General features: G+C 41.2%; 19 protein-coding genes and 2 pseudogenes. 7 read left to right on the top strand and 14 right to left on the bottom strand.

All coding sequences use genetic code 11. The features are described 5' to 3' along the window. Positions 1-71 precede the first annotated feature (71 nt). The gene (locus QM450_RS06395) at positions 72-1,556 is read left to right on the top strand and encodes a DUF1846 domain-containing protein (RefSeq protein ID WP_414320029.1); all 1,485 of its coding nucleotides are present in this window, start codon (positions 72-74) and stop codon (positions 1,554-1,556) included. A 178-nt stretch (positions 1,557-1,734) separates the two neighbouring features. Next, a complete protein-coding gene (locus QM450_RS06390; RefSeq protein WP_414320028.1) occupies positions 1,735-1,956 on the top strand; it encodes a hypothetical protein in 222 nt (73 codons plus the stop codon). A gap of 222 nt (positions 1,957-2,178) precedes the next feature. Here QM450_RS06390 and glmS read toward each other — a convergent pair whose 3' ends face one another. The 13 genes from glmS to nrdR all read right to left on the bottom strand — a co-directional run bounded on the left by glmS (position 2,179) and on the right by nrdR (position 18,252). After that, a complete protein-coding gene (gene glmS, locus QM450_RS06385) occupies positions 2,179-3,987 on the bottom strand; it encodes a glutamine--fructose-6-phosphate transaminase (isomerizing) (protein ID WP_414320027.1) in 1,809 nt (602 codons plus the stop codon). A gap of 216 nt (positions 3,988-4,203) precedes the next feature. After that, positions 4,204-4,383 (bottom strand): hypothetical protein, encoded by a 180-nt coding sequence (locus QM450_RS06380; RefSeq protein ID WP_414320026.1) that lies wholly within the window; start codon positions 4,381-4,383, stop codon positions 4,204-4,206. 453 nt (positions 4,384-4,836) lie between these two features. Further along, positions 4,837-6,852 carry an ATP-dependent DNA helicase RecG gene (recG, locus tag QM450_RS06375; protein WP_414320025.1) on the bottom strand — a complete coding sequence of 672 codons (2,016 nt, stop codon included), beginning with the start codon at positions 6,850-6,852 and terminating at the stop codon, positions 4,837-4,839. A 24-nt stretch (positions 6,853-6,876) separates the two neighbouring features. After that, positions 6,877-7,980, bottom strand: a complete 1,104-nt coding sequence (alr, locus tag QM450_RS06370; protein ID WP_315640736.1) for an alanine racemase — start codon at positions 7,978-7,980, stop codon at positions 6,877-6,879. Beyond that, on the bottom strand, positions 7,970-8,332 hold the full coding sequence (gene acpS / locus QM450_RS06365; protein ID WP_315640904.1) for a holo-ACP synthase: 363 nt from the start codon (positions 8,330-8,332) through the stop codon (positions 7,970-7,972). The genes alr and acpS overlap by 11 nt, the downstream gene beginning before the upstream one ends. A gap of 45 nt (positions 8,333-8,377) precedes the next feature. Next, positions 8,378-9,409, bottom strand: coding sequence for a 3-deoxy-7-phosphoheptulonate synthase (locus QM450_RS06360; protein WP_061863833.1), 1,032 nt, complete (start codon positions 9,407-9,409; stop codon positions 8,378-8,380). 1 nt (position 9,410) lies between these two features. After that, on the bottom strand, positions 9,411-10,442 hold the full coding sequence (locus QM450_RS06355) for a 3-deoxy-7-phosphoheptulonate synthase (RefSeq protein ID WP_414320024.1): 1,032 nt from the start codon (positions 10,440-10,442) through the stop codon (positions 9,411-9,413). 81 nt (positions 10,443-10,523) lie between these two features. Beyond that, on the bottom strand, positions 10,524-13,037 hold the full coding sequence (gene secA, locus QM450_RS06350; protein ID WP_414320023.1) for a preprotein translocase subunit SecA: 2,514 nt from the start codon (positions 13,035-13,037) through the stop codon (positions 10,524-10,526). Between the two features lie 643 nt (positions 13,038-13,680). Further along, positions 13,681-14,991 carry a ribosome biogenesis GTPase Der gene (gene der / locus QM450_RS06345; protein ID WP_045762664.1) on the bottom strand — a complete coding sequence of 437 codons (1,311 nt, stop codon included), beginning with the start codon at positions 14,989-14,991 and terminating at the stop codon, positions 13,681-13,683. Between the two features lie 13 nt (positions 14,992-15,004). Beyond that, positions 15,005-15,718 (bottom strand): NADPH-dependent oxidoreductase, encoded by a 714-nt coding sequence (locus QM450_RS06340; RefSeq protein WP_414320022.1) that lies wholly within the window; start codon positions 15,716-15,718, stop codon positions 15,005-15,007. Further along, the gene (gene dnaI, locus QM450_RS06335) at positions 15,715-16,611 is read right to left on the bottom strand and encodes a primosomal protein DnaI (RefSeq protein WP_414320021.1); all 897 of its coding nucleotides are present in this window, start codon (positions 16,609-16,611) and stop codon (positions 15,715-15,717) included. The genes QM450_RS06340 and dnaI overlap by 4 nt, the downstream gene beginning before the upstream one ends. After that, positions 16,612-17,778: a DnaD domain protein gene (locus tag QM450_RS06330; protein WP_414320020.1), complete on the bottom strand. Its 1,167-nt coding sequence runs from the start codon at positions 17,776-17,778 to the stop codon at positions 16,612-16,614. Continuing rightward, a complete protein-coding gene (nrdR, locus tag QM450_RS06325; protein ID WP_001203674.1) occupies positions 17,779-18,252 on the bottom strand; it encodes a transcriptional regulator NrdR in 474 nt (157 codons plus the stop codon). A 139-nt stretch (positions 18,253-18,391) separates the two neighbouring features. On the opposite strand from nrdR, the gene QM450_RS06320 reads away from it, so the two are divergent. From QM450_RS06320 to QM450_RS06305, 4 genes and pseudogenes are all read left to right on the top strand, one after another. Continuing rightward, a complete protein-coding gene (locus QM450_RS06320) occupies positions 18,392-18,757 on the top strand; it encodes a GntR family transcriptional regulator (RefSeq protein ID WP_248035513.1) in 366 nt (121 codons plus the stop codon). A 3-nt stretch (positions 18,758-18,760) separates the two neighbouring features. Beyond that, positions 18,761-19,456 (top strand): ABC transporter ATP-binding protein, encoded by a 696-nt coding sequence (locus QM450_RS06315; protein WP_414320019.1) that lies wholly within the window; start codon positions 18,761-18,763, stop codon positions 19,454-19,456. A 15-nt stretch (positions 19,457-19,471) separates the two neighbouring features. Next, positions 19,472-20,203, top strand: a complete 732-nt coding sequence (locus QM450_RS06310; RefSeq protein ID WP_414315733.1) for a hypothetical protein — start codon at positions 19,472-19,474, stop codon at positions 20,201-20,203. A gap of 305 nt (positions 20,204-20,508) precedes the next feature. Further along, positions 20,509-21,842, top strand: a pseudogene (locus tag QM450_RS06305) (transposase). A 47-nt stretch (positions 21,843-21,889) separates the two neighbouring features. Here QM450_RS06305 and QM450_RS06300 read toward each other — a convergent pair. Further along, positions 21,890-25,036, bottom strand: a complete 3,147-nt coding sequence (locus QM450_RS06300; protein ID WP_414320018.1) for an SEC10/PgrA surface exclusion domain-containing protein — start codon at positions 25,034-25,036, stop codon at positions 21,890-21,892. A gap of 182 nt (positions 25,037-25,218) precedes the next feature. On the opposite strand from QM450_RS06300, the pseudogene QM450_RS06295 reads away from it, so the two are divergent. Next, positions 25,219-26,071, top strand: a pseudogene (locus QM450_RS06295) (IS630 family transposase). The last annotated feature ends 425 nt before the right edge of the window (positions 26,072-26,496 follow it).

Here is a 26,496-nt window from a genome sequence, read left to right as displayed (position 1 = left end):
TTCTCACTTTTGCGACTCTCTAGTTTCTAATCTTCCATTTTTTTTATATAATAGAGCTCAGAGGTAAAAAAATGAAAAAACAAGCTTTTAGTTCTGAACAATATTTGAATCTACAACGCGACCATATTTTAGAGCGCATCAACCAATTTGACGGCAAACTCTACTTGGAGTTTGGGGGTAAGATGTTGGAAGATTTCCACGCTGCTCGTGTCCTTCCTGGATATGAACCAGATAACAAAATCAAACTCTTACAAGAATTGAAGGAGCAAGTTGAGGTTGTTATCGCTATTAACGCTAGCAATATCGAGCACTCAAAAGCTCGTGGAGACTTGGGCATTTCTTATGACCAAGAAGTGCTTCGTTTGATCGATAAATTCAATGAACTTGGTATCTTTGTTGGTTCAGTTGTCATTACTCAATATGCAGGCCAACCGGCAGCAAATGCCTTCCGTAATCAATTAGAGAAAAATGGTATTGACTCTTATCTCCACTACCCAATCAAAGGGTATCCGACAGATATGGATCACATCATTTCTCCTGAAGGTATGGGGAAAAACGACTATATCAAAACTAGCCGTAACTTGATTGTCGTGACTGCTCCTGGGCCTGGTTCAGGTAAGTTGGCAACTTGTATGTCTAACATGTACCACGACCAAATCAATGGTATCAAGTCTGGTTATGCCAAATTTGAAACCTTCCCAGTTTGGAATCTCCCACTTCATCATCCAGTAAACTTAGCTTATGAAGCTGCTACAGCAGACCTAGATGATGTCAACATGATTGACCCATTCCATCTCCAAACTTACGGAGAAACAACAGTCAACTACAACCGCGATATCGAGATTTTCCCTGTCCTTAAGCGTATGCTAGAACGTATCTTGGGTGAGTCTCCTTATGCATCTCCAACTGACATGGGTGTAAATATGGTTGGTTTTGCAATTACTGATAATGACGCTGCAATTGAAGCATCTAAACAAGAAATTATCCGCCGCTATTACCAGACAGTTCTTGACTTCAAAGCTGAGAAGGTTGGAGAAACTGCTGTGAAGAAGATTGAGCTTCTCATGAATGACCTAGGTATCACACCAGCTGACCGAAAGGTTGCTGTTGCCGCACGTCAAAAAGCAGAAGAATCAGGCGGACCTGCTCTAGCACTTGAATTACCTTCTGGTGAAATCGTTACTGGTAAGAACTCAGAACTCTTTGGTCCAACAGCGGCTACATTGATCAATGCTATCAAGATGTCCGCTAACATTGATGCTGAAACAAAATTAATTGAACCAGAAGTGGTGAAACCAATTCAAGGTTTGAAAATCAATCACTTGGGTAGCCGTAACCCTCGACTCCACTCAAATGAAATCCTCATCGCTCTTGCAATCACAGCAATGCAGAATCCTGATGCAGATCATGCCATGAAAGAACTCGGAAATCTCAAAGGAAGCGAAGCTCACTCTACGATTATCCTAACAGACGAAGACAAAAATGTTCTTCGTAAACTAGGAATCAACGTAACCTTTGATCCTTACTACCAATACGATCGTTTGTATCGCAAGTAAAATACGACACTCACTCCTCTTAGAGTTGGATCCTTATCATCCAGCTCTAAGAGTTTTTTATATCTTGCAAGTCTTCCACAAGCATATCTTTCAAAAAGAATTCTCATTTTAATAGAAACTGGGATAACATTTAATTTTAGATTTATTTCTAATGAATTCTTAAAAGGAGTGATACTCAATGAAAATCAAAGAGCAAACTAGGAAACTAGCCGCAGGTTGCTCAAAGCACTGTTTTGAGGTTGTGGATAGAACTGACGAAGTCAGCTCAAAGCACTGTTTTGAAGTTGTGGATAGAACTGACGAAGTCAGTAACCATACCTACGGCAAGGCGACGTTGACGCGGTTTGAAGAGATTTTCGAAGAGTATGAATCAATCCTCTTCAATCTTGACTTGAACTAGCTTGGCTGAGGTTGATCCGTTTTCTCTACAATATCAAATTGGTGTAACGAGACTGACTGCGTCACTCTTATCTGTAACCTCAAAGCGATCTTGGAATCATCTGCATAAGAGACCTAGTTTAGTCATTGATTTTCATTAAGTCTACAAAAAAGTGCACCAGACAGCATTCTGATTTTCAGAAAACTATCTAGTTCACTTTTGCTTATGATTTAATTTTTTGGTTTATTCTACCGTTACTGACTTAGCAAGGTTACGCGGTTTGTCCACATCGAGTCCACGATGTAGGGTTGCAAAGTAAGCGACCAATTGTGTTGGTACGACCATTGAGATTGGTGAGAGGTAAGGGTGTACGGTCGTAAGAACGATATCGTCTGTATCTTTGGCAACATTTTCTTCTGCAATGGTGAGGACCTTAGCTCCACGTGCTGCCACTTCTTGGATATTTCCTCGAGTGTGATTTGCAAGAACTGGGTCTGACAAGAGGGCCAAGACAGGTGTTCCTTCTTCAATCAAGGCAATCGTTCCGTGCTTGAGCTCTCCAGCAGCAAAACCTTCACATTGGATGTAAGAGATTTCTTTGAGTTTGAGACTAGCTTCCATGGCTACATAGTAATCTTGACCACGTCCGATGTAAAAGGCATTGCGTGTTGTTTCAAGAAGATCACGGACTTTTGCGTCGATCGTTTCTTTCTCTGAAAGAGTTGATTCGATAGACTGAGCCACGATAGACAATTCATGAACCAAGTCAAAGGCTTTGGCTTTTTCATTGCCATTTGCTTCACCAACCGCTTTTGCAAGGAAGGCAAGGGCTGCTATTTGGGCTGTATAAGCCTTAGTTGACGCTACGGCAATTTCAGGACCTGCATGAAGCAACATAGTATGGTTGGCTTCACGTGACAGAGTTGAACCTGGAACGTTTGTCACTGTTAAGCTTGGAATTCCCATTTCATTGGCCTTAACCAAAACCTGACGGCTATCAGCTGTTTCACCAGATTGGCTGATAAAGATGAAGAGTGGTTTCTTGCTGAGAAGCGGCATACCATATCCCCACTCAGAGGAGATACCAAGTTCAACTGGCGTATCTGTCAATTCTTCCAACATTTTCTTAGAAGCAAATCCTGCATGATAAGAAGTTCCAGCTGCGAGAATGTAGATACGGTCTGCATCTTGAATAGCCTTGATGATAGCTGGATCTACGACTACCTGACCGGCCTCATCTGTGTAGGCTTGGATTAACTTACGCATCACCGTTGGCTGCTCATCGATTTCCTTGAGCATGTAGTAAGGATATGTCCCCTTACCGATATCTGACAAGTCAAGCTCCGCAGTGTAGCTAGCACGCTCACGGCTGTTACCATCATAGTCTTGCACTTCAACGCTATCAGCTTTTACGATAACCAACTCTTGGTCATGGATTTCCATGTATTGGTTGGTCTCACGAATCATAGCCATGGCGTCTGAGCAGACCATATTGTAGCCATCACCAAGACCAATCAAGAGAGGTGATTTGTTCTTGGCCACATAGATGACATCTGGATTTTCAGAGTCGATCAAGGCAAAGGCATAAGAACCACGGATGATGTGAAGAGCTTTTTTGAAGGCTTCAAGTACTGACAAGCCATCTTCTTCCGCAAATTTCCCAATCAAGTGAACGGCGATTTCAGTATCCGTTTGTCCCTTGAAGTGGTGACCTGCAAGGTATTCTTCTTTGATTTCAAGATAGTTTTCAATCACACCATTGTGCACCAAGACAAAACGTCCTGTCTCAGAGCGGTGTGGGTGAGCATTATCTTCTGTTGGTTTCCCGTGAGTCGCCCAACGAGTATGTCCGATACCAGTTGTTCCCTCAACACCAGCAGTTTTAGCAGATAATTCTGCGATACGACCAACAGTCTTCACTAAATGGTTTTCAGCACCACCTAGGACAAAAATTCCCGCAGAATCATAACCACGGTATTCGAGCTTTTCAAGCCCTTGAATCAAAATATCAGTTGCATTTGTGTTTCCAACAACACCAACAATTCCACACATAGTATATACGACACAGACAAGCTGTGCTTTCCCCTTAAATTGGTATAGTCTGATTTCTCTTTTATAGAATCAGCAAAAACAGTATATACTTGTTTCTTTCACTTGTCAAGAGTAAAAATTGGTATAGCATGATTCTACTGATTCTTTATACTAAAAGTCTATTCTATTTCACCTAGAGCAAGTATTTAAAAAGGGCTCTATCGCCCTTAATAACTACTATTTTGTAGCAAGCTTGTCTGCCTCTACTACTTCTTGAAAGGTTTTTTGATAATTTACTTTAATCGTCATTGTCATGTGAGAGTCCTCGTTTCTTTTTGATGAACCTAGTATAAAATCCCTTCCTAAAACATAGCTTATATTTTCCTTAGAAAAAACTAAAAGTAATTCTTGACTCAATGAAAACGAAAGAGCAAACTAGAAAGCTAGTCACAGCTTTCTCAAAGCACTGCTTTTAGTTTACCAGATAGACTAAGACGTTGTTTGAAGTGATGTTTAAGTTTATATATTCCGTAAATCAAATTATAGTGGATTGAAATAAGATGTGAACAGAGAGATTAGAAAAGTCAAACTAATTTCTAGAAATATTTTTAGCAGTTGTAGTGTACTGTTCTAGATTCAATCTACTATAACATAAGCATTTTTCTAAATCCCTTAGCTGCGAATCCCCACACAAAAAGAGCGTTATCGCTCTTTTACTTAGTATTTAGGAGAAGGTGCTTGCTCCTGTTGAAACGTTTTTTGGTAATTTACTTTAATCGTCATTGTCATGTGAGAGTCCTCGTTTCTTTTTGATGACTCTAGTATAGGCAATAACCCTAAAAGCAAACTTAAGATTTTCTTAGAGAAAGCTTAATCTAAATGTTCTTTCTTTTCTAGATTTAGGGCAATCATATGCCACTCTGGGTCCTCCTGCCAGTTAGGAAGGGAGCTGATATAACTAGCTACCTTACGTGCTTCCTCAAGTATTGGGAAGTCCTCGATAATATCAGCCACTTGAAACTCTGGTAGACCTGACTGTCTGGTTCCAAAAATCTCACCCGAACCGCGCATTTTCAAATCTTCCTCCGCAAGGACAAAACCATTGATCGTTTCTGTCATGATACGCATACGCTCTTTACCTGAGTCCGTTTTAGGATTAGCTACAAGAACCGCATAGGACTGTTTGTCTCCCCGACCGACGCGACCTCTAAGCTGATGAAGCTGACTAAGGCCAAAACGATCAGCATCCATGATAATCATGACGGTCGCATTTGGCACATTTACCCCAACCTCGATAACCGTTGTCGAAACCAGAATATCAGTCTTTCTCTCTTTGAACTCCTGCATAATCTGATCTTTTTCATCACTCTTCATCTTACCGTGTAAGAGAGCAACTTTTGCTTTTCCTGCAAAATGAGCCGTCAACTCTTCTGACAAAGCGATAGCATTTTTCAAATCCAAGGCTTCAGATTCTTCAATCAAAGGAGAGATTACATAGGCTTGGGAGCCTTTTTGAATCTCACCCTCCAGCCAAGTCAGGACCTGGGGCAGTTGCTCATGCTTGATCCAGCGAGTTACGATCGGTTTTCGTCCTGCTGGCATCTGGTCAATAATAGAAACATCCATATCCCCAAAGGCGGTGATGGCTAAGGTTCGTGGAATCGGCGTCGCCGTCATCATGAGGACATCTGGATTTTCTCCTTTTTCACGTAAAATACGTCTTTGTCCCACACCAAAACGGTGTTGCTCGTCGATGATAATCAAACCGAGTTTAGCATAGTCTACCCCATCTTGAATCAGAGCATGAGTTCCGATAATAACATCGACCTCGCCCTTGGCAATAGTTTCCAAAACCGTGCGTTTTTCTGCAGCTTTTAATGAACCTGTTAAGAGAGCCAGTTTCAAATCAGGAAAGAGACTTTCTAGACTTTCAAAATGTTGCTCTGCAAGAATCTCTGTTGGAACCATGAGGGCAGCCTGATAACCAGCCGTTACGGCTGCGTACATCGCTAGACCTGCCACCACTGTTTTCCCACTACCAACATCCCCTTGCAAGAGTCGATTCATATGATGGTCCGACTTCATATCCGTCAGGATTTCTTGCAGGCTCTTTTCTTGTGCTTGGGTCAAAGCAAAAGGCAAATTTTCTTTAACCGCAGTTAGTTTTTCCTGGGACCAATTCAGGACCAGACCACTTCCGTGAATCTTATTCTCAGACTTGAGGGTCTGTAATTGCATTTGGAAATAGAAAAGTTCCTCAAACTTGATTCGACGGAGAGCCTGCTTGTATTCTGCCAAATTCTTAGGAAAATGCATGGCACGAACAGCCTGACAGCGAGACATGAGTTTGTATTTATCTAGCAAGGACTGAGGGAGATTTTCCTCTATTAAGAGATCTAGCCCCTGATCAAAGGCGGTTTTAATGACCTTAACAAGGCTTGCTTGACTAACTCCTTGTGCGAGACGATAGACAGGTTGAAGGTCGTCCTCCACTTGGGCTAAAACCTTCATCCCTGTGAGACTAGCCTTGGCGCGATCCCACTTACCAAAAACGGCTAGAGTCGCTCCTAGCTCAATCTTGTCAGCCAGGTAGGGTTGGTTAAAGAAGTTCACTGAAAACACAACTTCTCCCTGCTTGAGGCTAAAGCGTAGGCGATTGCGCTTAAAACCATAATACTGAACACTAGCTGGTGTTACTACCTGACCAGATAGGACAGCCTTTTCACCGTCTTCTAGCTCTAGCACCTGCTTGGTCTTAAAATCTTCATAACGGAAAGGAAAGTAGAGCAAGAGATCTTGCAGGTTTTCAATTCCTAGTTTGGCATATTTCTCTGCTGATTTTGGTCCCACGCCAGGCAAGACATGCAAGGGTTGATGTAAATTCATGCTCTTCTCCTTTCCTTCTTTCTTTTAATGATATTCTCTCGGAACTCGATCACTGAGGAGGCAAACCACCTCATAATTGATAGTTCCTCTGTAGACTGCTACATCTGTTGCAGTAATTTCTTGATCACCGTCTGCACCAATCAAAGTTACCTTGGTACCTAATGGATACAGCTTATGCAAACGAACCGTGATCTGGTCCATAGATACCCGCCCTACGATAGGGCACAATTGTCCATCCACCAGAACTGAGAAATTCTGCATGTCTCTTGTCCAACCATCAGCATAACCGATTGGTAGCGTTGCAATGACTTGCTCACCGTCTGCCTGATAAGTTGCTCCGTAACCCATACAAGCACCAGCCTCTACTGTTTTGATATGAACGATGGCTGTTTCCAAAGTTAAGGCTGGTTTTAGTTCATAAGGCAATTCTAAAACTTGTCCGCTTGGATTGAGACCATACATGGAATCTCCCATGCGAACCGCATTGAAAATCGTTTCTGCATGCCATAGAGTCGTTGCTGAGTTACTCGCATGGACTAGTTCTGGTACTTCTTGCAAGTCAGCTAGGATTCCCTTAAAGCATTCTAACTGTTGATTAAAGTAACTATCCGACTCTTCATCAGCAGTTGCAAAGTGCGTAAAGATTCCCTCAACATTTGCTCCATGTCCCTTGAGTAAAGTTTGAGCTTGTGCTGCCTCGCTTGCACTTCTAAAACCAATTCGTCCCATACCTGAGTCAATTTTAAGGTGAACGGTTAAGCCTGATAAATCTGAATCAGTAGCAAGGAGATTCTCAATCCATTCCAATCCAGCCACTGTCAAGGTAATCGCATACTGCTTAGCCAATGAAAGAGATTCAACCTCAGATACTCCCAAAATGAGAATCTTCTTAGAAATTCCTGCCTGACGAAGCTCGATGGCTTCATCGATATTAGAAACGCAAAAACCATTGACATCATCCTGGATAGCCGTAGCAACAGCTACCGCTCCGTGTCCGTATGCATTGGCTTTCACAACCGCCCATTTTAGGGTATCTTTGGGAATATGCGCACCCATTTGTTGGATATTGTAGCGAATAGCACCCAGATCGATGAGGGCCTTAGTTGGTCTATGTGGACTAGTTTTCATAATCTTCCTCCAAAATAACACTAGCTGTCACAAACTGATCTGTATGGCTGATCGATAGCCACACTTTTCCTGAAAACGGGGATTTACTGAAGTAGGGGGCTCCTCTCTCATTGTTCAAGACTTCCAAGTCCTGAAAACCTAATTTCCCAATTCCCGTTCCCATAGCCTTTGAAAAGGCTTCTTTAGCTGACCAACGACCAGCCAAATACTCGACCTGTCTTCGACCCTTGAGACTGGAAAAGCGCTCCATTTCCTTGTCTGTCAAGACACGCTGGGCAAAACATTTTCTTTTTTCAACTGCATTTTGTATGGAAGCTAATTCTTCGATATCAATTCCGTGTCCAACTATCATTTTCGTCAAAAGGAGTTGAGATACCCCCAACTCCATCCTTTTCACTTATTTTGTTAAGGTAGTATAAATTTCTTCTACCAAGGCAACTGTGTTTTCCCATCCTAGACATGGGTCTGTAATAGAGCAACCAAAGATTTCTGGTTGATTTTGGCGACCATCTGCCAAGTAGGATTCAATCATGAAACCTCGAACTGTTTTCTTAATCTTTTCATTCCAGTCACGGTTGAGCAGTGCTTGGCGAACAATTCGAACTTGCTCCATATATTGTTTCCCTGAATTATCATGGTTGGTATCAATCATGATAAAGGGATTTTCAAGCCCCATAGACTCGTAACGCCCGATAGCATTTAAGAGAGTTTCATAGTAGAAGTTTGGTTCATTTTTCCCATATTCATTCATAGCTCCACGAAGGATAACGTGAGCTAGGGGATTCCCTGAAGTCTCAACTTCTTGTCCATGGTAAAGAAATGTTTGCTTGTTTTGTGCAGCATAGATGGCATTAAACATAACAGACAGATTTCCAGAGGTTGGATTTTTCATCCCCACTGGTGCATCAATCCCTGAAGCTACAAAACGGTGTTCTTGGTCTTCCACTGAACGCGCACCCACGGCATGGTAGCTCACCAAGTCGTCAACTAAAACTAGATTGGATGGATAAAGCATTTCATCTGCTGTAGTCAATCCAGTTTCTGTAATAACACGATAATGAAGCTGACGTACAGCCTGCAAACCATTAATCAAACTTGGTGCTTTAGAAGTATCTGGCTGATGAACCAAACCCTTGTAGCCATCTCCATTGGTGCGTGGCTTGGCTGTGTAAACACGCATGACCATGAAAATCTTATCCGCAACTTTCTTCTGCAAGTCTGCCAAACGGCGAGCATACTCAAGAACTGCTTCTTCATTGTCAGATGAACAAGGTCCAATGACCAACAAGATTCGGTCATCCTTTCCTGAAAGGATGTCTGCTAGTTCTTGGTCACGGCTTTCCTTATGTTGCAAGGCTTTTGCAGATAACTGTGTTTCCGCCTTAATCGCTTCAATATCGATTTCTTGACCTTTTTCAATAAATGCCATATTATTCTCCTAGTCTTTGGTAAATTTCGCGAACAAGAGCTTCAGTATTTTCCCATCCTAGACATGGATCGGTGATAGATTTTCCAAAGACCTCTGGTTCATTTTGACGACCGTCTTCTAGATAAGACTCAATCATGAAACCACGAACATATTTTTTAATCTTTTCATTCCAGTCACGGTTAATCAAGGTCTGACGAACGATGCGAATCTGATCCATATATTGCTTGCCTGAGTTGTCATGGTTGGTATCAATGATGATAAATGGATTTTCAAGGCCCATCTTTTCATACTGGGCAATGGTATCCATCAAATTATCATAGTAGTAGTTAGGAATGTTTTTCCCGTATTCGTTAAGGGCTCCACGAAGAATAGCATGAGAGAGTGGATTTCCAGTCGTCTCTACTTCTTTCCCCAAGAAAAGGAAGCTCTGCTTATTTTGTGCCGCATAAATCCCATTAAACATGACATTGAGATTGCCAGATGTTGGATTTTTAAAGCCAGTTGAAAAATCTGCTCCACTAGCTACAAAACGGTGTTGCTGGTCTTCGACAGAACGAGCCCCAACTGCCATGTAGGAAATGAGATCATCTACCAAGGGAAGATTTTCTGGATACAACATCTCATCCGCTGTGGTCATTCCTGTTTCAGAAATGACACGATAGTGCAAATGACGAACCGCCTTGATCCCATTGATAAGGCTCGGCGCTTCTTTGGCATTTGGTTGGTGAATCAAGCCCTTATAGCCATCACCATTAGTACGTGGTTTAGCAGTGTAGACGCGCATCACCATAAAGACACGGTCTTTGACTTCTTCTTGTAATTTTGCCAAACGCTTGGCATACTCAAGAACTGCTTCTTCATTGTCAGATGAACACGGACCAATCACTAACAAAATGCGTTTATCTTCACCACGAATAATCGCTTCAAGTTCTTGATCGCGTTGTTGTTTATTGGCAAGTGCTTGTCCTTCTAATTTAGACAAACTACGAACTTCTTCAATATTAATTTTAGGGCTTTTGGCTGTAAATACCATGATTCATCCTCCTTATAAAGCAAACGGACGCCAAGCGAAAATTCACTTTTCACTAGGCATCCGCCTGAAAATTAGTCATTCTTAACGTCGTTTACCGTGACAATTTTTAAATTTCTTACCAGAACCACATGGACACAAGTCATTACGCTTAACTTGGCTAAGATCCAAATCTGCAGGAAGCTCAGCCTGTTGCGCAGCGATATTACGAGTAGCTGTCGTACTGATATGACGCTCTGCTTGTGGACGCTCTTGTTCATGAATTTGTGCTTTCATCATCAAACGAGTCACATCAAACTCAATGGAACCAATCATATCATTAAACATACGGAAACCTTCTGCTTGATACTCAACGACTGGGTTATTCTGAGCATAACCACGGAGGCCAACAGCATTACGCAACTGATCAAGAGCATCGATATGGTCTGTCCACTTGTTATCTACAACACGTAGGATCAAGACTTTTTGGAATTCTTTGACGGCTTCCTCATCACGAAGCTTAGCAACTTGGCTATCGTAGACTTTCAAGGCACGTTGGTTTAGTTCATCTTTGATCGCTTGGTCTGACAAACCTTCTAGGTCTGAAAGTGAAATTGAATCTTCTGGAAGCAAGTTGTATCTTGCAAAATTCAAGATAGCTTCTAGTTTTTCATTTTGTTTAGCACGCGCATGATTATCAACAACACGATTAATGGTTCGTTTCATCATCGCATGAATCTCAGGAGCTAAGTCGCGATCAGCAGTGATGACATCGTAACGTTGCGAGTAGATAATCTCACGTTGCTCACGCATGACATCATCGTATTGAAGGACTTGTTTACGGGTATCGTAGTTGTTTCCTTCAACACGTTTTTGTGCTGCTTCAACCTGACGTGTCAACATACGAGATTTGATCGCTTCGTCTGACATATTGAGACGTTCAAAGACTCCCTTCAAGCGCTCTGAACCGAAGCGTTTCATCAAATCATCTTCAAGAGAAAGGTAGAATTGTGACTCCCCTGGGTCCCCTTGACGTCCTGAACGTCCACGAAGCTGGTTATCGATACGACGACTTTCATGGCGTTCTGTACCAATGACACAAAGTCCGCCAAGTTCACGAACACCTTCACCAAGCTTAATATCAGTACCACGACCGGCCATGTTGGTCGCGATTGTAACTGCACCACGTTGGCCAGCATTCATGATGATTTGAGCTTCTTTGTAGTGGTTCTTGGCATTCAATACTTCGTGAGGAACACCTGCAGCTACCAATTTTTTAGAAATATAATCACTAGTTTCAACTGCAACAGTACCTACCAAGACTGGTTGACCTTTTTGGTAGCGAGCTTTTACATCTTCGACAACAGCCTTAAATTTAGCTTCAAGACTAGCATAAAGTACGTCTGGATGGTCAATACGTTGAACTGGACGGTTTGTTGGGATAGGAATAACACGAATATTGTAGATTTCGCGGAATTCTTCTTCCTCAGTCTTACCTGTACCTGTCATACCTGACAATTTCTTGTACATACGGAAGAGGTTTTGGTAGGTAATAGAAGCTGAGGTCTTGGTTTCGTCCTGGATTGGCACACCTTCTTTAGCTTCAATCGCTTGGTGCAAGCCATCAGAATAACGACGACCTTCCATGGTACGACCAGTAAATTGGTCGACAATCAAGATTTCTTGCTCTTCGCTAACCACATAGTCAATGTCAAGAAGCATGATGTAGTTGGCACGAAGGGCGTTATCGATAAAGTGAGTCAGAGCAACATTTTCAATATCGTAGAGGTTGCTTAGATTGAAGTAGCTTTCTGCCTTGTCAATACCAGAATCAGACAAACCAATGGTCTTAGACTGGATATCAATGATATAGTCATCCTTATCCAAAGACTTCACAAAATGGTCAGCCATATGGTAGAGTTGACTAGTTTCAACTGCATTGGCTCCTGAAACGATCAAAGGAGTACGAGCTTCGTCGATCAAGATTGAGTCGACCTCATCGACCAAGGCGTAGTTGAGTGGACGTTGAACCATATTCTCCGCACGAACGACCATGTTATCACGGAGGTAGTCAAATCCGATTTCTGAGTTGGTTGAGTAAGTGATATCACACTCATAGGCTTCTTTTTTCTCCATTGGAGATTTGGCCGCCAAGTTGATCCCTACTGACAAGCCAAGCCATGAGTACAATTCACCCATCTCAGTCGCATCACGTTCAGAAAGGTATTCATTGACCGTAACTACGTGAACCCCTTTACCTGAAAGAGCATTGAGGTATACAGGCATAGTCGCTGTCAAGGTTTTCCCCTCACCAGTACGCATCTCAGGAACGTCACCATGGTGAAGAACGATCCCCCCCATAACCTGAACCTTATACGGGAAAAGACCAAGAACACGCTTAGCTCCCTCGCGTACAACAGCAAACGCCTCATACAAAAGTTGGTCAAGAGTCTCACCATTTTGATAGCGTTGTTTGAATTCTTCTGTTTTTGCTTGCAATTGCTCGTCTGTTAACGCAGCCATTTCATCTTCATATTTGAGGACTTTATCAGCCATCTTCTCCAGACGACGAATCTCTCCTTTATCATTTTCGATGATTGATTTTAATAAATTTGCCATTTTTTTCCTTACTTTAAATTCTGAATATTTTAGAATGTTCTTTTTATTGTAGCATATTTGCCCATTTTTTTCAAGAAATATTCCGTTTTCCCTTAGGACGAAAAAAGGGCTAACCAAGGTGATTAGTTCCCTTAAAATTCCTATTCCGAGGCTAGTTTTCTTCATTAATGCTTCTAGCTAGTTTTTCCATGAAAAATTGACCATCATTTTCTATCAGATACAAGTTTGCCTATTTCTTTCAAGGAAGACTGGATTTCTTCTTTTCCAATCGCAGCTTATTCATAAATTTTAGACAAGCATAGATTTTCCAGTCATTGACTAAGGATAAAAGGACTAAAAGTAGCCAGATCATCCATCTAGCAAGATCACTTGGTTCTTGTAAAATAAAGTTAAATAAGACTAGCGAAAAAAGAGTGAAAACTAGACTAAACAAGGCTGCTAGAGGCATATAAAACCAATAAAAATAGTAAAAGACAGAAAAGTACTTACTTCCTGGCTGTACCTTCCCTTGCCAACGAAAAAAGTAAAAGTAGGGTGCCAAAATCAAGAATTTTAATAGTTTTTCCATCTCCTTACCTCTCCAACGCGTTCCTTATTTTATTATAGCAAAAAATCTGGAAATGTCCTTCCAGATTCTACTTTTTTATTTGCGTTTTCTTGCGATGAGATGGATTGGTGTTCCTTCAAAAACAAAGGCCTTGCGGATTTGATTTTCCAAGAAACGCAAGTAAGAGAAGTGCATGAGCTCTTCTTCGTTGACAAAGATAACAAAGGTTGGTGGTTTGGTTGCCACTTGAGTCGCATAGAAAATCTTGAGGCGTTTCCCTTTATCTGTCGGTGTTGGGTTGATAGCAATAGCATCCATAATCACATCATTCAAGACAGCTGATGGAATACGGGTATTTTGACTCTCGCTGATTTGCTTAATCATCTCAGGTAACTTGTGGAGACGTTGCTTGGTCAAAGCTGAAACAAAGATAATCGGTGCGTAAGGCAAATATTGGAACTGCTCACGGATATCCTCTTCCCAGTTTTTCATGGTGTGGTTATCTTTTTCAAGGGTATCCCACTTATTGACCACGATAATCATCCCTTTACCAGCTTCGTGGGCAAATCCAGCGATACGCTTGTCATACTCACGAATACCTTCCTCGGCATTGAGGACCATCAAGACTACATCTGAACGGTCAATGGCACGCATAGCACGCATAACCGAGTATTTCTCAGTATTTTCATAGACTTTACCTGACTTACGCATACCAGCCGTATCAATCATGGTAAACTCTTGACCGTCAGCATCTGTAAAATGGGTATCAATGGCATCACGAGTAGTACCAGCGACAGGGCTAGCAATGACGCGATCTTCTCCCAAAATGGCATTGATCAAGCTAGATTTTCCGACATTTGGACGTCCAATCAAGCTGAATTTAATAACATCTGGATTTTCTTCTTCAACTTCATGTGGGAGATTTTCCACAATGGCATCCAGCACATCCCCTGTTCCAATACCATGAACAGATGAAATCGGTAGTGGTTCGCCCAAACCTAGAGCATAGAAATCATAGATATCATTTCGCATCTCTGGATTGTCAACCTTGTTAACGGCTAGGATAACTGGTTTATGAGTTTTATAAAGTTTACGGGCAACGTATTCGTCTGCATCTGTAATTCCTTCTTTACCTGACACGACAAAGACGATAACATCTGCTTCTTCCATGGCAATTTCTGCCTGGTGCTTGATTTGTTCCATGAAAGGCGCATCGACATCATCGATCCCCCCAGTATCAATCATACTAAAAGAACGGTTAAGCCACTCACCTGTGGCATAGATACGATCTCGCGTTACACCTTCAACATCTTCTACGATTGAAATGCGCTCTCCCGCGATACGGTTAAATAGGGTTGATTTCCCAACATTGGGACGTCCCACAATGGCAACAGTTGGTAAGGCCATGTTTTCTCACTTTCTACAATAACTTCTTCTGCTCAAGATTTTCTCGAGTCGAGCTTGGTTCTGGATTGCCGAATTGCTCTGCCAAACGTTGACTCCAAGTTGTAGTCGCACGCGCACCTGCATATTTAGTCTGTACACGGTCATAGGCTTCAATTGCCTCAGTTGACTGTTCTTGGTATTCTTCCTCAAAGACAACATGCTCTAATGGCAATCTTGGTTTTACATCATGCTTTTGATTTGGCACACCGAGTGCAATCCCAAAGACTGGATAGGTATAGTCAGGAAGCTTGAACAATTCTGCTAACTCAACAGACTTGTAACGCACCAAACCGATGGTCACTCCTCCGTAGCCTAGGCTTTCTGCCGCAAGCAAGGTATTTTGCCCAGCAAGCGCAGCATCTACTGAAGTGATGAGGAGTCCTTCCACCCCTTGAGGTTGGAAAACATCCGTATGAAGACGGGCCCCTTTTTCTGCACGGTTTAGGTCACCGACAAAGAGGAGAAAGGCTGCAGACTGGCGAATCGCTTCTTGAGGAACTAACTCAAATAATGCATCCTTCTTTTCTTGACTTCTGACAAGGATGACAGAGTAAGATTGGAAATTTTTCCAAGAAGAAGCCATTTGGGCAGCTGTCAAAATGGTATTTAAATCTGCTTGGGGAATCTCTTGCTTCTTAAATCTACGCACTGAAGTATGAGCCTTCATTAATTTGATTGTTTCTGTCATCGGCGGTTTTCTCCTTCAAGTCTGGTTTCCTCTGCTAAATAACGGATGCGTTCCATGACCCGTCTAGCTTCCCAGGTTTCGTCATTCCCATGTTTCCCTTTAGCGAAATGCAGCTCCAAATCTTCAAAGTTGAAGTTGGAGGTGAAAAAGGTCGGTAAATTTTCCTGCATTCTATATTGGAGAATGACCTGCAAGATCTCGTCACGCACCCAAGCTGTTGATTGCTCGGCACCAATATCATCTAAAATCAAGACCTCAGCCAGCTTAATCTCGTCCACCAAGTTCTTAACATTGCCATTACCGATGGCATTTTTAACATCGATGACAAAGCTAGGATAGTGGAGGAGAGTTGATGAAACGCCACGTTTTTCTGACAAATCATGAGCTAGGGCAGCTACCATGAAACTTTTACCCACACCAAAGTCTCCATATAAGTACAGACCTTTTCGAATAGCTGGATATTGCTCCACAAAGGCTAGGAGCTTTTCAAAAACGGACAAGCGCCCCAAATCATCCAAGTCTACTTGAGCTAGGCTAGCTTTTTTAAGACTAGCTGGAAGATTGATTAGCTTGAGACGGTTTTTAATCGCCGCTTCTTTTTCTGCCGCGATGAGCTCCGGAGTCTCTTCATAAGAGACATCTGCATAGCCATGGTTCATGACTAGGATAGGCTTGTAGCCACGCGCGATATAGTCTGTATCTCCTCGGAGGAACTTCTCTCTCTCAGTGATGTATTGGTTAAACTTGGAAATACTTCGGTTCAACTCCTCCTGACTGAGAGATTCTTTCTGGATAAAGGCTACAACATCAGGGTCTTTCACAATTTGCTGGACCAAATCCTGATACTGAAATCGGCTTGGTTGACGCTTGAGTACGTCTCCGACACTTTCCATCTAGTCTCCTCCTTTTTCTAATCGAGCTAACATTTCTTTTTTCTTACGTTCTAGTTCTAAGCGAGTTTCTTCGCTAGTTTCATTCTTATATTCGGGATTGCTCCATTTAGGCACATTGGTTTTTGCTGGGGCAGTCTGATTCTGCTTTTGCGTTTTTGCTTTTTGGCCACGTTCACGAATACGGAGGACAGCCTCCTCGGCACTACGGATATTTTGATAGGCGTAGTCATTAGCCACCTTCATGGCGTATTTTTCATTGATATTGGCTGAATCAACCTTATTAAAGGTCAGGAGCAAGATAACATTAATCACTTCATCCAGCAAACCCAAGGCTGCCATCTGCTGGAGCAGGTCCCGTTCAGTCTGGGTAATACTTCCTTTGCGGGTCTGCTTGATTTCAGCAAGGAACTGTAAGGCTGTCTTTCTCTTAGCCTCTCGAATAATAGTTGCTTCCTTGGGACTAAAGTCAGAATTCACAGGCTTTTGCGCTATCTTTTCACGGATGCGTTTGACAGAAATCACTTGCGACACTGCTGTCGCTTTGGCTACTTGATAAGTCTCAAACCAGGTCCACTTCTGCTCGTCTGCTATTGCAAACAAGGCCAAAACATCCGAAGTCTCATCTTGAAAACGAAGACCGTCACGAGCCATGAGCTGACGGAAATGCTCCAAATCAAAATCATCTGCTGCTGGCTGACTGCTAGAGGTTTCTTGACTCGCAGACTCAGATAACTGAGGAAAGATTTGACTCAAGGCCACTGAGATAGGTTCCCCTTCAACACCTTCCTGTCTCATGGCTGCAACCGCACTATCCCCAATCATTTTTTCTAATAAGGTCCGATAAACTGTATGTTGTAAAAATTCTTGAGTTGATAAGGGAGAATGGAGTAACAAGTTATAGGCCTCCCCCTGCTGATAGAGGGTCACCAATTTCATAGCTGTCAGAGTTTTAAAAGCCTTTAAAAGGGTACCCATCCCAAAATTCAGATGATTGAGCATGGCTGCAAAGAGATGTTCCTTTTGACCACCATCCCAAAAAGTCACAGCATAAAGATAGAGGCTCAGCGCCTCCTGACCGATAATCGGGAGGTAGCACTGCACCATTGATGAGGTATCTTGCGACACCCGATTATTCTTTACAAAAGAAAAACGGTCATTTGGCTTCATTTATTTTTCCTTTTTCTTTTTAGAGGATTGTGTAATCTGCTGGAGTAGGCTTTCAAGCTCACTCACATCCTTAAAGCTACGGTAAACACTGGCAAAACGTACATAAGTAATCTCATCTAACTCTGCCAACTCTTCCATAACCAAAGAGCCAATAACCTCACTCTGAATTTCATTTTCATTGCGACTACGGAGTTTTTGTTCGATGCGATTGACCACCATGCCAATTTCATCACTAGACACTGGACGTTTCTGGGCTGAACGAATAATCCCGTTAAAGATTTTATCTCTTGAAAATTGTTCCCGTGTACCATCTTTTTTGACCACAACTAGTGTTCTCTCTTCAACACGTTCATAGGTTGTAAAACGATGCTGACACTCTTCACACTCACGTCTTCTTCTGATTGTATTTCCTTCTTCAGCCTGGCGACTATCGATTACACTTGATTTTGTAGCGCCACATTTTGGACAACGCATGCCTTTCCCTCCTTGTCGTTTTCTTTTCATTATACCATTTTTTAAGAGATTCCCAAAATAATTCTCCTTTTGGCTTGACAAGTTTTTTGTTTTGTTGTATTATTGAATTAACACAAAGGCAAATAGAAAGGAGATCGTGATGTCTTGGACATTTGATAACAATAAACCCATTTATGTGCAGATTATGGAGAAAATCAAATTGCAGATTATTTCCCATAAACTCGAGCCCAATCAACAGCTTCCAACCGTTAGAGAATTAGCAAGCGAGGCAGGGGTCAATCCCAACACCATCCAGCGTGCCCTATCGGACTTGGAAAGAGAAGGCTTCGTTTATACCAAGCGGACATCTGGACGCTTTGTCACAGAGGACTTGGACTTGATCCTCCAATCCCGTAAGCAACTGTCAGAAGAACAGTTACAACAGTTTGTAACAGGCATGGTAGAATTCGGCTATGAAAAAGAAGAACTACCGACTGTTTTGAGAGATTATATTGAAGGAGTTTAAACTATGACCTTGTTAGCATTTGAAAATGTGTCAAAATCCTATGGAGCAAGTCCTGCTCTTACAAATGTTTCCCTTGAAATTCCAGCTGGAAAAATCGTTGGCCTCCTTGGACCAAACGGTTCTGGAAAAACAACCTTGATTAAACTAATCAACGGCTTGCTACAACCAGAGGAAGGTCGTGTCCTTATCAACGACATGGAACCATGTCCAGCAACTAAAGCAATTGTTTCTTATCTCCCTGATACGACCTACCTCAACGAACAGATGAAGGTCAAAGAAGCTCTCACTTATTTCAAGACCTTCTACCAAGATTTTAATCTGGAACGTGCTCAAGGTCTCCTTCGTGATCTTGGCATTGATGAAAACAGCCGTTTCAAGAAACTCTCAAAAGGGAACAAAGAAAAGGTTCAGTTGATCCTTGTCATGAGTCGCGATGCTCGTCTATATGTGCTTGATGAACCAATCGGGGGTGTAGACCCAGCAGCTCGTGACTATATCTTGAACACCATCATCAACAACTACTCTCCAACTTCGACTGTCTTGATTTCAACTCACTTGATTTCAGACATAGAACCAATCTTGGATGAGATTGTCTTCCTCAAGGACGGAAAAGTCGTCCGTCAAGGAAATGTTGATGATATTCGCTATGAGTCTGGAGAGTCTATCGACCAACTCTTCCGTCATGAATTCAAAGCCTAGTTAAAGGAGATTATTATGTTTTGGAATTTAGTTCGTTATGAATTTAAAAATGTTAACAAATGGTATTTAGCTCTCTATGGTGCTGTGTTAGCACTTTCTGGTCTTATCGGAATTCAAGCAAAGACCTATAACAATCTACCCATCAAAGAAAGTCAACCTATTCTACTTATTTTTCTAGCACTCGTGTTTGGTGGCTTGATGATTACGCTTGGGATTTCAACCTTGATTTTGATCATCCGTCGCTTCAAGGGAAGTGTCTATGACCGACAAGGTTATCTCACTTTGACCTTGCCAGTTTCCGAACACCAGATTATCCTAGCCAAACTCTTGGGGGCCTTCATTTGGTCTCTGATCAGTTCAGCAGTCTTGGTTCTGAGCATTTATATCATTCTTGTGATCATTGAGCCTAATTCTGTTAATTTCCTTGCTTTCAAAGACTTGTTCCAACAGTACCTAGACAGTATCGGCTTATCTCTGATTTCATATATCCTCAGCACAGTTTCAGGAATCCTCTGCATCTACTTGGCAATCTCTATCGGACAACTTTTCAATGAATACCGCACAGCACTCGCGGTTTTAGCCTATATTGTTATCCAGATCGTGCTCGGTTTTGTCGGTCTCAACCTTCGCATAGATACTAATTTCAATATGATGCTTACATTTGAAATCTTTACGGATTTAATCCTAATTGCTGGATTCTACCTCGGTACTTACTATATCTTGAAAAACAAGGTTAATCTTCAGTAATCATTCAGAGGCTAGTTAAAAACTTAATTTTATAGTGGATTGAACTTAGAGTAGTATGCCATGGATTCTAAAACATTTATTAGACATTGTTTTGACTTTCCTAACCTATTTGTTCATATCTTATTTCAATCAACTATAGTAGAAAATGAAATAGATCTGTCTATGATAAAACGCATATTATAGGCTCTATAATATTTGTAGTGGGTAAATCCCCTATAGATATTATGGAGCCTATTTTGTTGTAGAAAAAAAGTCCCATATGACCTATAATGAAAAGCAACCAAACCATCATTAGAAAGAATCCTATGGAACAATTACATTTTATCACAAAACTGCTCGATATCAAAGACCCTAATATCCAATTTATGGATATCATCAATAGGGATACCCACAAAGGAATCATCGCTAAACTGGATTATGAGGCTCCACCTCGTCCTGATTGCGGAAATCAAATGAAGAAATATGACTTTCAAAAACCGTCTAAGATTCCTTACCTTGAGACGACTGGTATGCCTACCAGAATTCTTCTTAGAAAGCGTCGATTCAAGTGCTATCAGTGCTCAAAAATGATGGTCGCTGAGATTTCTCTCGTCAAGAAAAATCACCAAATCCCTCGTATTATCAACCAAAAAATTGCTCAAAAGTTGATTGAATAGGCTTCTATGACTGACATTGCCCATCAGCTTTCCATTTCAACTTCAACTGTCATTCGCAAGCTCAATGACTTCCGTTTTAAGCATGATCGCCTTCCTGAGATTATGTCTTGGGACGTTGAAACAGTCAGGGGAGTGACTGTTTCAATCGGGAGATGAAGATGAGTTTCATTTCTCAAGATTTTGACAATCTCAATATCATCACTGTCCTTGAGGGGAGAACACAGGCTATCATCCGCAATCACTTTCTTCGCTACGATAGAGCTGTTCGCTATCAGGTGAAAATCATTACTATGGATATGTTTAGCCCTTACTATGACTTAGCTAAACAGCTTCGCTTTCGAATTTCTAGGCTCAGGCTGAAACAGTCTCCCAGACTGTTTCACTCCCGTACTCTAAAATGGTGTCGGATTGCTTTCACCCTTCGTTTTTATATTTCTAGACTCAGGCTAAAACAGTCCACTGGACTGTTTTACTCCAACATCTTAGCTGAGCTATGAGTCGGGTTCGTGTCCAAATTATGAACCAATTCGATAGAAAATCCCATCAATACAAGGCTATCAAGCGTTACTGGAAACTTATCCAACAGGATAGTCGTAGACTCAACGATAAATAATTTTATCGTCCTACTTTTCGTATGCACTTAACGAACAAAGAGATTCTAAGCAATCTTTTGAGCTATTCAAAAGCTTTGAAACACCACTACAATGTCTATCAGCTCTTGCTTTTTCACTTTCAGAATAAGGAGTCAGACAAATTTTTTGGACTTATTGAGGACAATCTAAAAAAGGTTTATCCTCTTTTTCAGACTGTCTTTAAGACATTTCTTAAGGACAAAGAGAAAATTGGAAGCAACTAATAATCTCATTAAACTCATCAAACGAAATGCCTTTGGTTTTCGGAACTTTGAAAACTTCAAAAAACGGATTTTTATCGCTCTGAATATCAAAAAAGAAAGGACGAAATTTGTCCTTTCTCGAGCTTAGCTTTTTTCAATCATTTACAGTTGATAGATAGCCAAAACTTTCAGTTTTTAGTCTTCTTTTTTCTTGCGAGAAAGAAGTCCAAATCCGCCAAGGGCTCCAAGAAGTCCAAGTGTTGCTAGGCCTGCATGTGCTTCTGTACCTGTATTAGGCAATTCCTTCGCTTCTGCTTTCTTAGCTGCTGTAACTACCTCTCCTTGTGCTTTTGAAGCAGATTGAGGAACTTCTGGAGCTAAAACGGTGTATCCTGTAATTTTACCTGTTTCATTCACAACCGGAATTGGTTGTTTCCCTTGTGCCACTAAGCTATCGTATTCAGCTTGAAGACGTTCTTTTTCTTGTGCCTCAAGGACGTTTTGATAAGCTTTTGAAGTCGTATCATAAACAGCTTGCGCCGCTACTTGTTTAACTTGTAAATCTTTTAGTTTTAGCAATTCTGCCTCTAAACTATCCAGAGCATCTAACAAGTTTGCTTTTGCGATTGCTTTCTTAGCTTGTGCTTCTTTCAGTAATTGTGGTGCATTTTTTAGATTAGCTAAGGTTACTTGAGCTTCACCTAAAATAGCTTTTGCTTTATCCACATTAGCTTTCGCAGTCACTACATTTTCTTGAGCCATTAGCAAGTCGGCTTGCAGGCTAGCTAAACGAGCTTTAGATTGGGTAAGCACATCTTGTTTAGCTGTTAAATCTGCTTGTTTGGAAGCAAGAACTTCTTTAGCAGCTACTAAATTAGCTTGCTTAACGGTAATATCAGCACTTAAATCATCCACTGCCTGTTGAGCTTTAACAAGATTTTCTTGTGCTTGGATCAATGTGGCTTTAGCAGACGACAAGTTTGCTTGAGCAGTCGGAGTTTGAACAGCCACTGATTGTGCTTGGGTCAAGTTTGCACTAACTGATGACAATTGTGATACTGCATTATCGTAGGCTGTTTGAGCAGTCATTTTAGCTTCTTGAGCTACTTTATTATTAGCTTGTGCTTGGGCTAATTCTGATTGGGTAGTTGCTAGCACTGCTTTAGCAGAAGTTAAGGCTGCTTGTTTCGCTTTAATATCAGCATTTAAAGCATCTACTGCTTGAGTTGCTTTTGTTAAACGTTCTTGTGCTTTAGTTAAAGCTTTCTCTGCTAAAGTAAGATTAGCTTGAGCAGTCGGAGTTTGAACAGCCACTGATTGTGCTTCATCTAAAACTTGTTGAGCCTTAGTGTTAATAGCAACTGCGTTATTGTAATTATTTTGAGCAGCGCTTAAAGCTGATTGCACACTGTTATTAGTTGCTGTTTTAGCTTCTAAATCAGCTTTAGCTGTGTTATATGTTGCAATGATATTGTCGCTTGAGTTTGGATTAGGAAGTGGTGTTTTATCAAACTGTGACAAATCTGAAGAATCTGTATTGAAAATATTCAGACTAAGACTTAAAGTTCCATCTTTTAAGCGAGATAAACCTACACCAATATAATTCTCTCCAGTGGTAGCGTTACGTGTTCCTACAACACTTGATGCATGAAACCACTCATCTGGTGCGAAAATCCAACGTCTAATAGCATCATAAACATAATACTTAGCATCATCCATTGTTTCTTTCCCCAATTCAGTTGGATTCGCCCAACTAGAAGTATTAAAATAATTACCTGCCCAATCTTCATCAACCCATCCATATTTAGCATCTAAATCAGACGTATCATGATTAAACGTCCACATCTTCATATCTGTTGTCGCATAATAGTTTGCGTGCTTTTGGGCTTCGATAGCTGATTCTGCTGTTACTGCAACTGGTGTTGTACCAACTAGTTTACGGGCTTGATTAATTAAATCAGCCGCAAAAAGAGAAAGCTCTTTAGCTTGTTCAGCAGTTACATGATTAATATCAAACGATTGTTTTTTGTCATTTTCATTATGAATAAATTTATTCTTAGAATCTTCTGATTTAGCTAAGCTAGCTAAAGTATTAAGCGCTACATCACGTTGCTCTTTTGTTAACGAATAATCATAGGCATCTTTAAGAGCTTTTGCATATTCGTCAGACATTGTAATTGTATTAATCGCTTTATAGTCGTTTTCAGCTGTTTTGTATGCGAATTGAGCATCCGTTAAAGCTTGTGCTGTCTGTTGAGCTTTAGCTGTTTTAGCATCTAAATCTGATTTTGCTGTAGAAACGTTTTTGCTTGCCGCATCAACGTCTTTTTGAGCTTTGTCAATCGCTTGTTGACGGTTAGCATCCGCCTCTTGCGCTTTTTGCAACGCTGTTTTAGCTTCTGACAAATGAGCTTGTTTACTGGCTTCATCATTTTTTGCAGCTTCAGCTTCGTCCAAGATAGCTTTTTGACCTGTGCCATCTAAGATGGCTTGTTTATCATTGACATCTTTTTGCGCTGTAGCAACATCGGCTTGTTTGGCGTCTTCAATAGCTTGTGTTTGATGAGCTTGAGCTGTCTTAGCATCTAAATCTGCTTTTGTTGACGTAACAGTTTGATTGGCTGCATCAACCGCTTGTTGAGCGTTGTCAATCGCTTGCTGACGATTAGCATCTGCTGTTTGAGCTTTTGTTAAATCAGACTCTGCTTGGGAAACGTGATCTTGTGCAGTGTTAACCGCTGCTTGAGCATTATCACGATTAGCAATAACTTCGGCTTGACCTGTACCATCCAAAATAGCTTGTTTATCATTGACATCTTTTTGAGCAGCATCTACAGCAGCTTGTGATGTCGTCACTTGATCTTGTGCCTGACTAACCGTTTGAGTTTGGTTGGCAACTGCTGTTTCTGCCGTTGCTTGATTGCTTTCAGCTTGTGCCTGTAAGTCTTCAGCTTGTGACACTTTGTTTTGAGCCGCTGTGACATCAGCTGTTGCTCCAGAAATAGCTTCTGGCGTTGCTTGGTCTACCAGTGCTCGGGCTTCGTTTGTAGCTTGACTAGCTTCATCATAAGTCACTTGAGCACTATCTGCCTCTTTTGCTTGGGCTTGAACCGTTGCTTCTTGATGGCTTACAGCTTCATTAGCCGTATCAAGACTTGTTTTGGCTTCTGTGACATCAGCTTGAGTGACAGCCGCCTTGTCTTGGTTTACTTGTGTTTCAGGTTGGCTGGGTGTAGTCACACCGTCGGCATGGACGTTTGTCGCTACACCCAAACCAGCCATTAGAGTTGTCGCAGCTGCGACGGTTTTTGTCATAACATCTTTAATACCTGTTGATTTCATCAGTATAATCTCCTTAAAAATTTGTGTTGTCACTAATAGTATACCTCCCCCCGAATGCTTTTGTCAAGCGGTTTTCGGGACTTTTTGAGGGGTTTTTTGACTCATTTTTTAGGTCGTTTTTTGGTGGGTTAAACCACTTGATATAGTCACTTAGTTTATAAAATACATGTTAGAATAAAGCTATGGCATATAGTACAGATTTTAAACAAGGAGCATTAGATTACATCAAAGAAGGACACAGCCATGTCGAGACAGCCAAAGTTTTTGACGTTGGCGTCAGAACTCTCTTCACGTGGGAAAAGAAATTACGTGAACAAGGGCACTTAGAGCGGAAAAAGCGAGTCGCCAAAAGCCGAAAGATTCCTTTAGAGGAATTGAAAGCCTTTGTAGAGGCTCATCCAGACTCTTTCTTACGGGAAATTGCGGCACATTTTGATTGTGCTGTTCCTTCAGTATGGGCAGCTTTAAAGCAGATTAAGGTCACTTTAAAAAAAGACGACTAGCTTTAAGGAACAAGATCCAGAGAAAGTCGCTGAGTTTCTTGATATTTTGAATAACCTAAAAGATTTACCAGTCGTATATATTGACGAAACAGGAATCGACCGCTACCTCTATCGTCCTCATGCACGGGCTCCTAGAGGAGAGAAAGTCTATGAAAAGATTAGCGGACGGCGTTTTGAGCGGACTTCAATTGTTGCAGAACAAGTAGACGGAGAGTTTATAGCTCCTATGATTTACAAGGAAAGTATGACGAGCGACTTCTCTGTGAAGTGGTTCAAAACGCAACTTCCACCTGCTTTGAAGACACCTCATGTCATTGTTATGGACAATGCTAGTTTTCATCCCAAGAACATTTTGGATGAGCTTTGCGTCCAAGATAAACACTTTTTCTTACCTCTACCACCGTATTCACCAGATTTGAATCCCATCGAGCAAGCTTGGGCTATCTTGAAAAAGAAAGTGACGGATTTATTGAGGGAAGTTCCAAATGTTTATGAATGTTTAGAGCGCTTTTTTAAAACTATAGTGGATTGAACTTAGAGTACTACAATATAGATTCTAAAACATTTTTAGAAATTAATTTGACTTTCCTAACCTCTTTGTTCACATCTTATTTCAATCAACTATAAATGACTATATAACATCTTGTTTCAAAAAATACCAGATGAGGTGTTTTTTTTAGCATGCCCTTTTATGGATCAATAAGTGGTAAAAATAAGACAGTAACCTCAGAATAGCTACTGTCTTATCTCTTTTTTTACTTAAAGCCCTTGATATACTTGATAAATGGTAGAAAAAGAGCCTTTAAAGTAAAAAAAAGAGCTTTTAAGCTCTCAGATTGAAGACAAAGTCCTTGGAAGTCAAGTTTCTAAGGGCTTTTCTTTGTGTAAAGTCGTATAATAGAGGTAAGAAGAGTTGTGAGGTGTTCCCTATGTTTCACAAAGAAAAACCTGACTATA

The organism is Streptococcus infantis (assembly GCF_047464615.1).
Lineage (GTDB): Bacteria > Bacillota > Bacilli > Lactobacillales > Streptococcaceae > Streptococcus > Streptococcus infantis_Y.
Note: the sequence above shows the minus strand (reverse complement) of the source record. Positions and strands in the feature narration are given on the sequence as shown.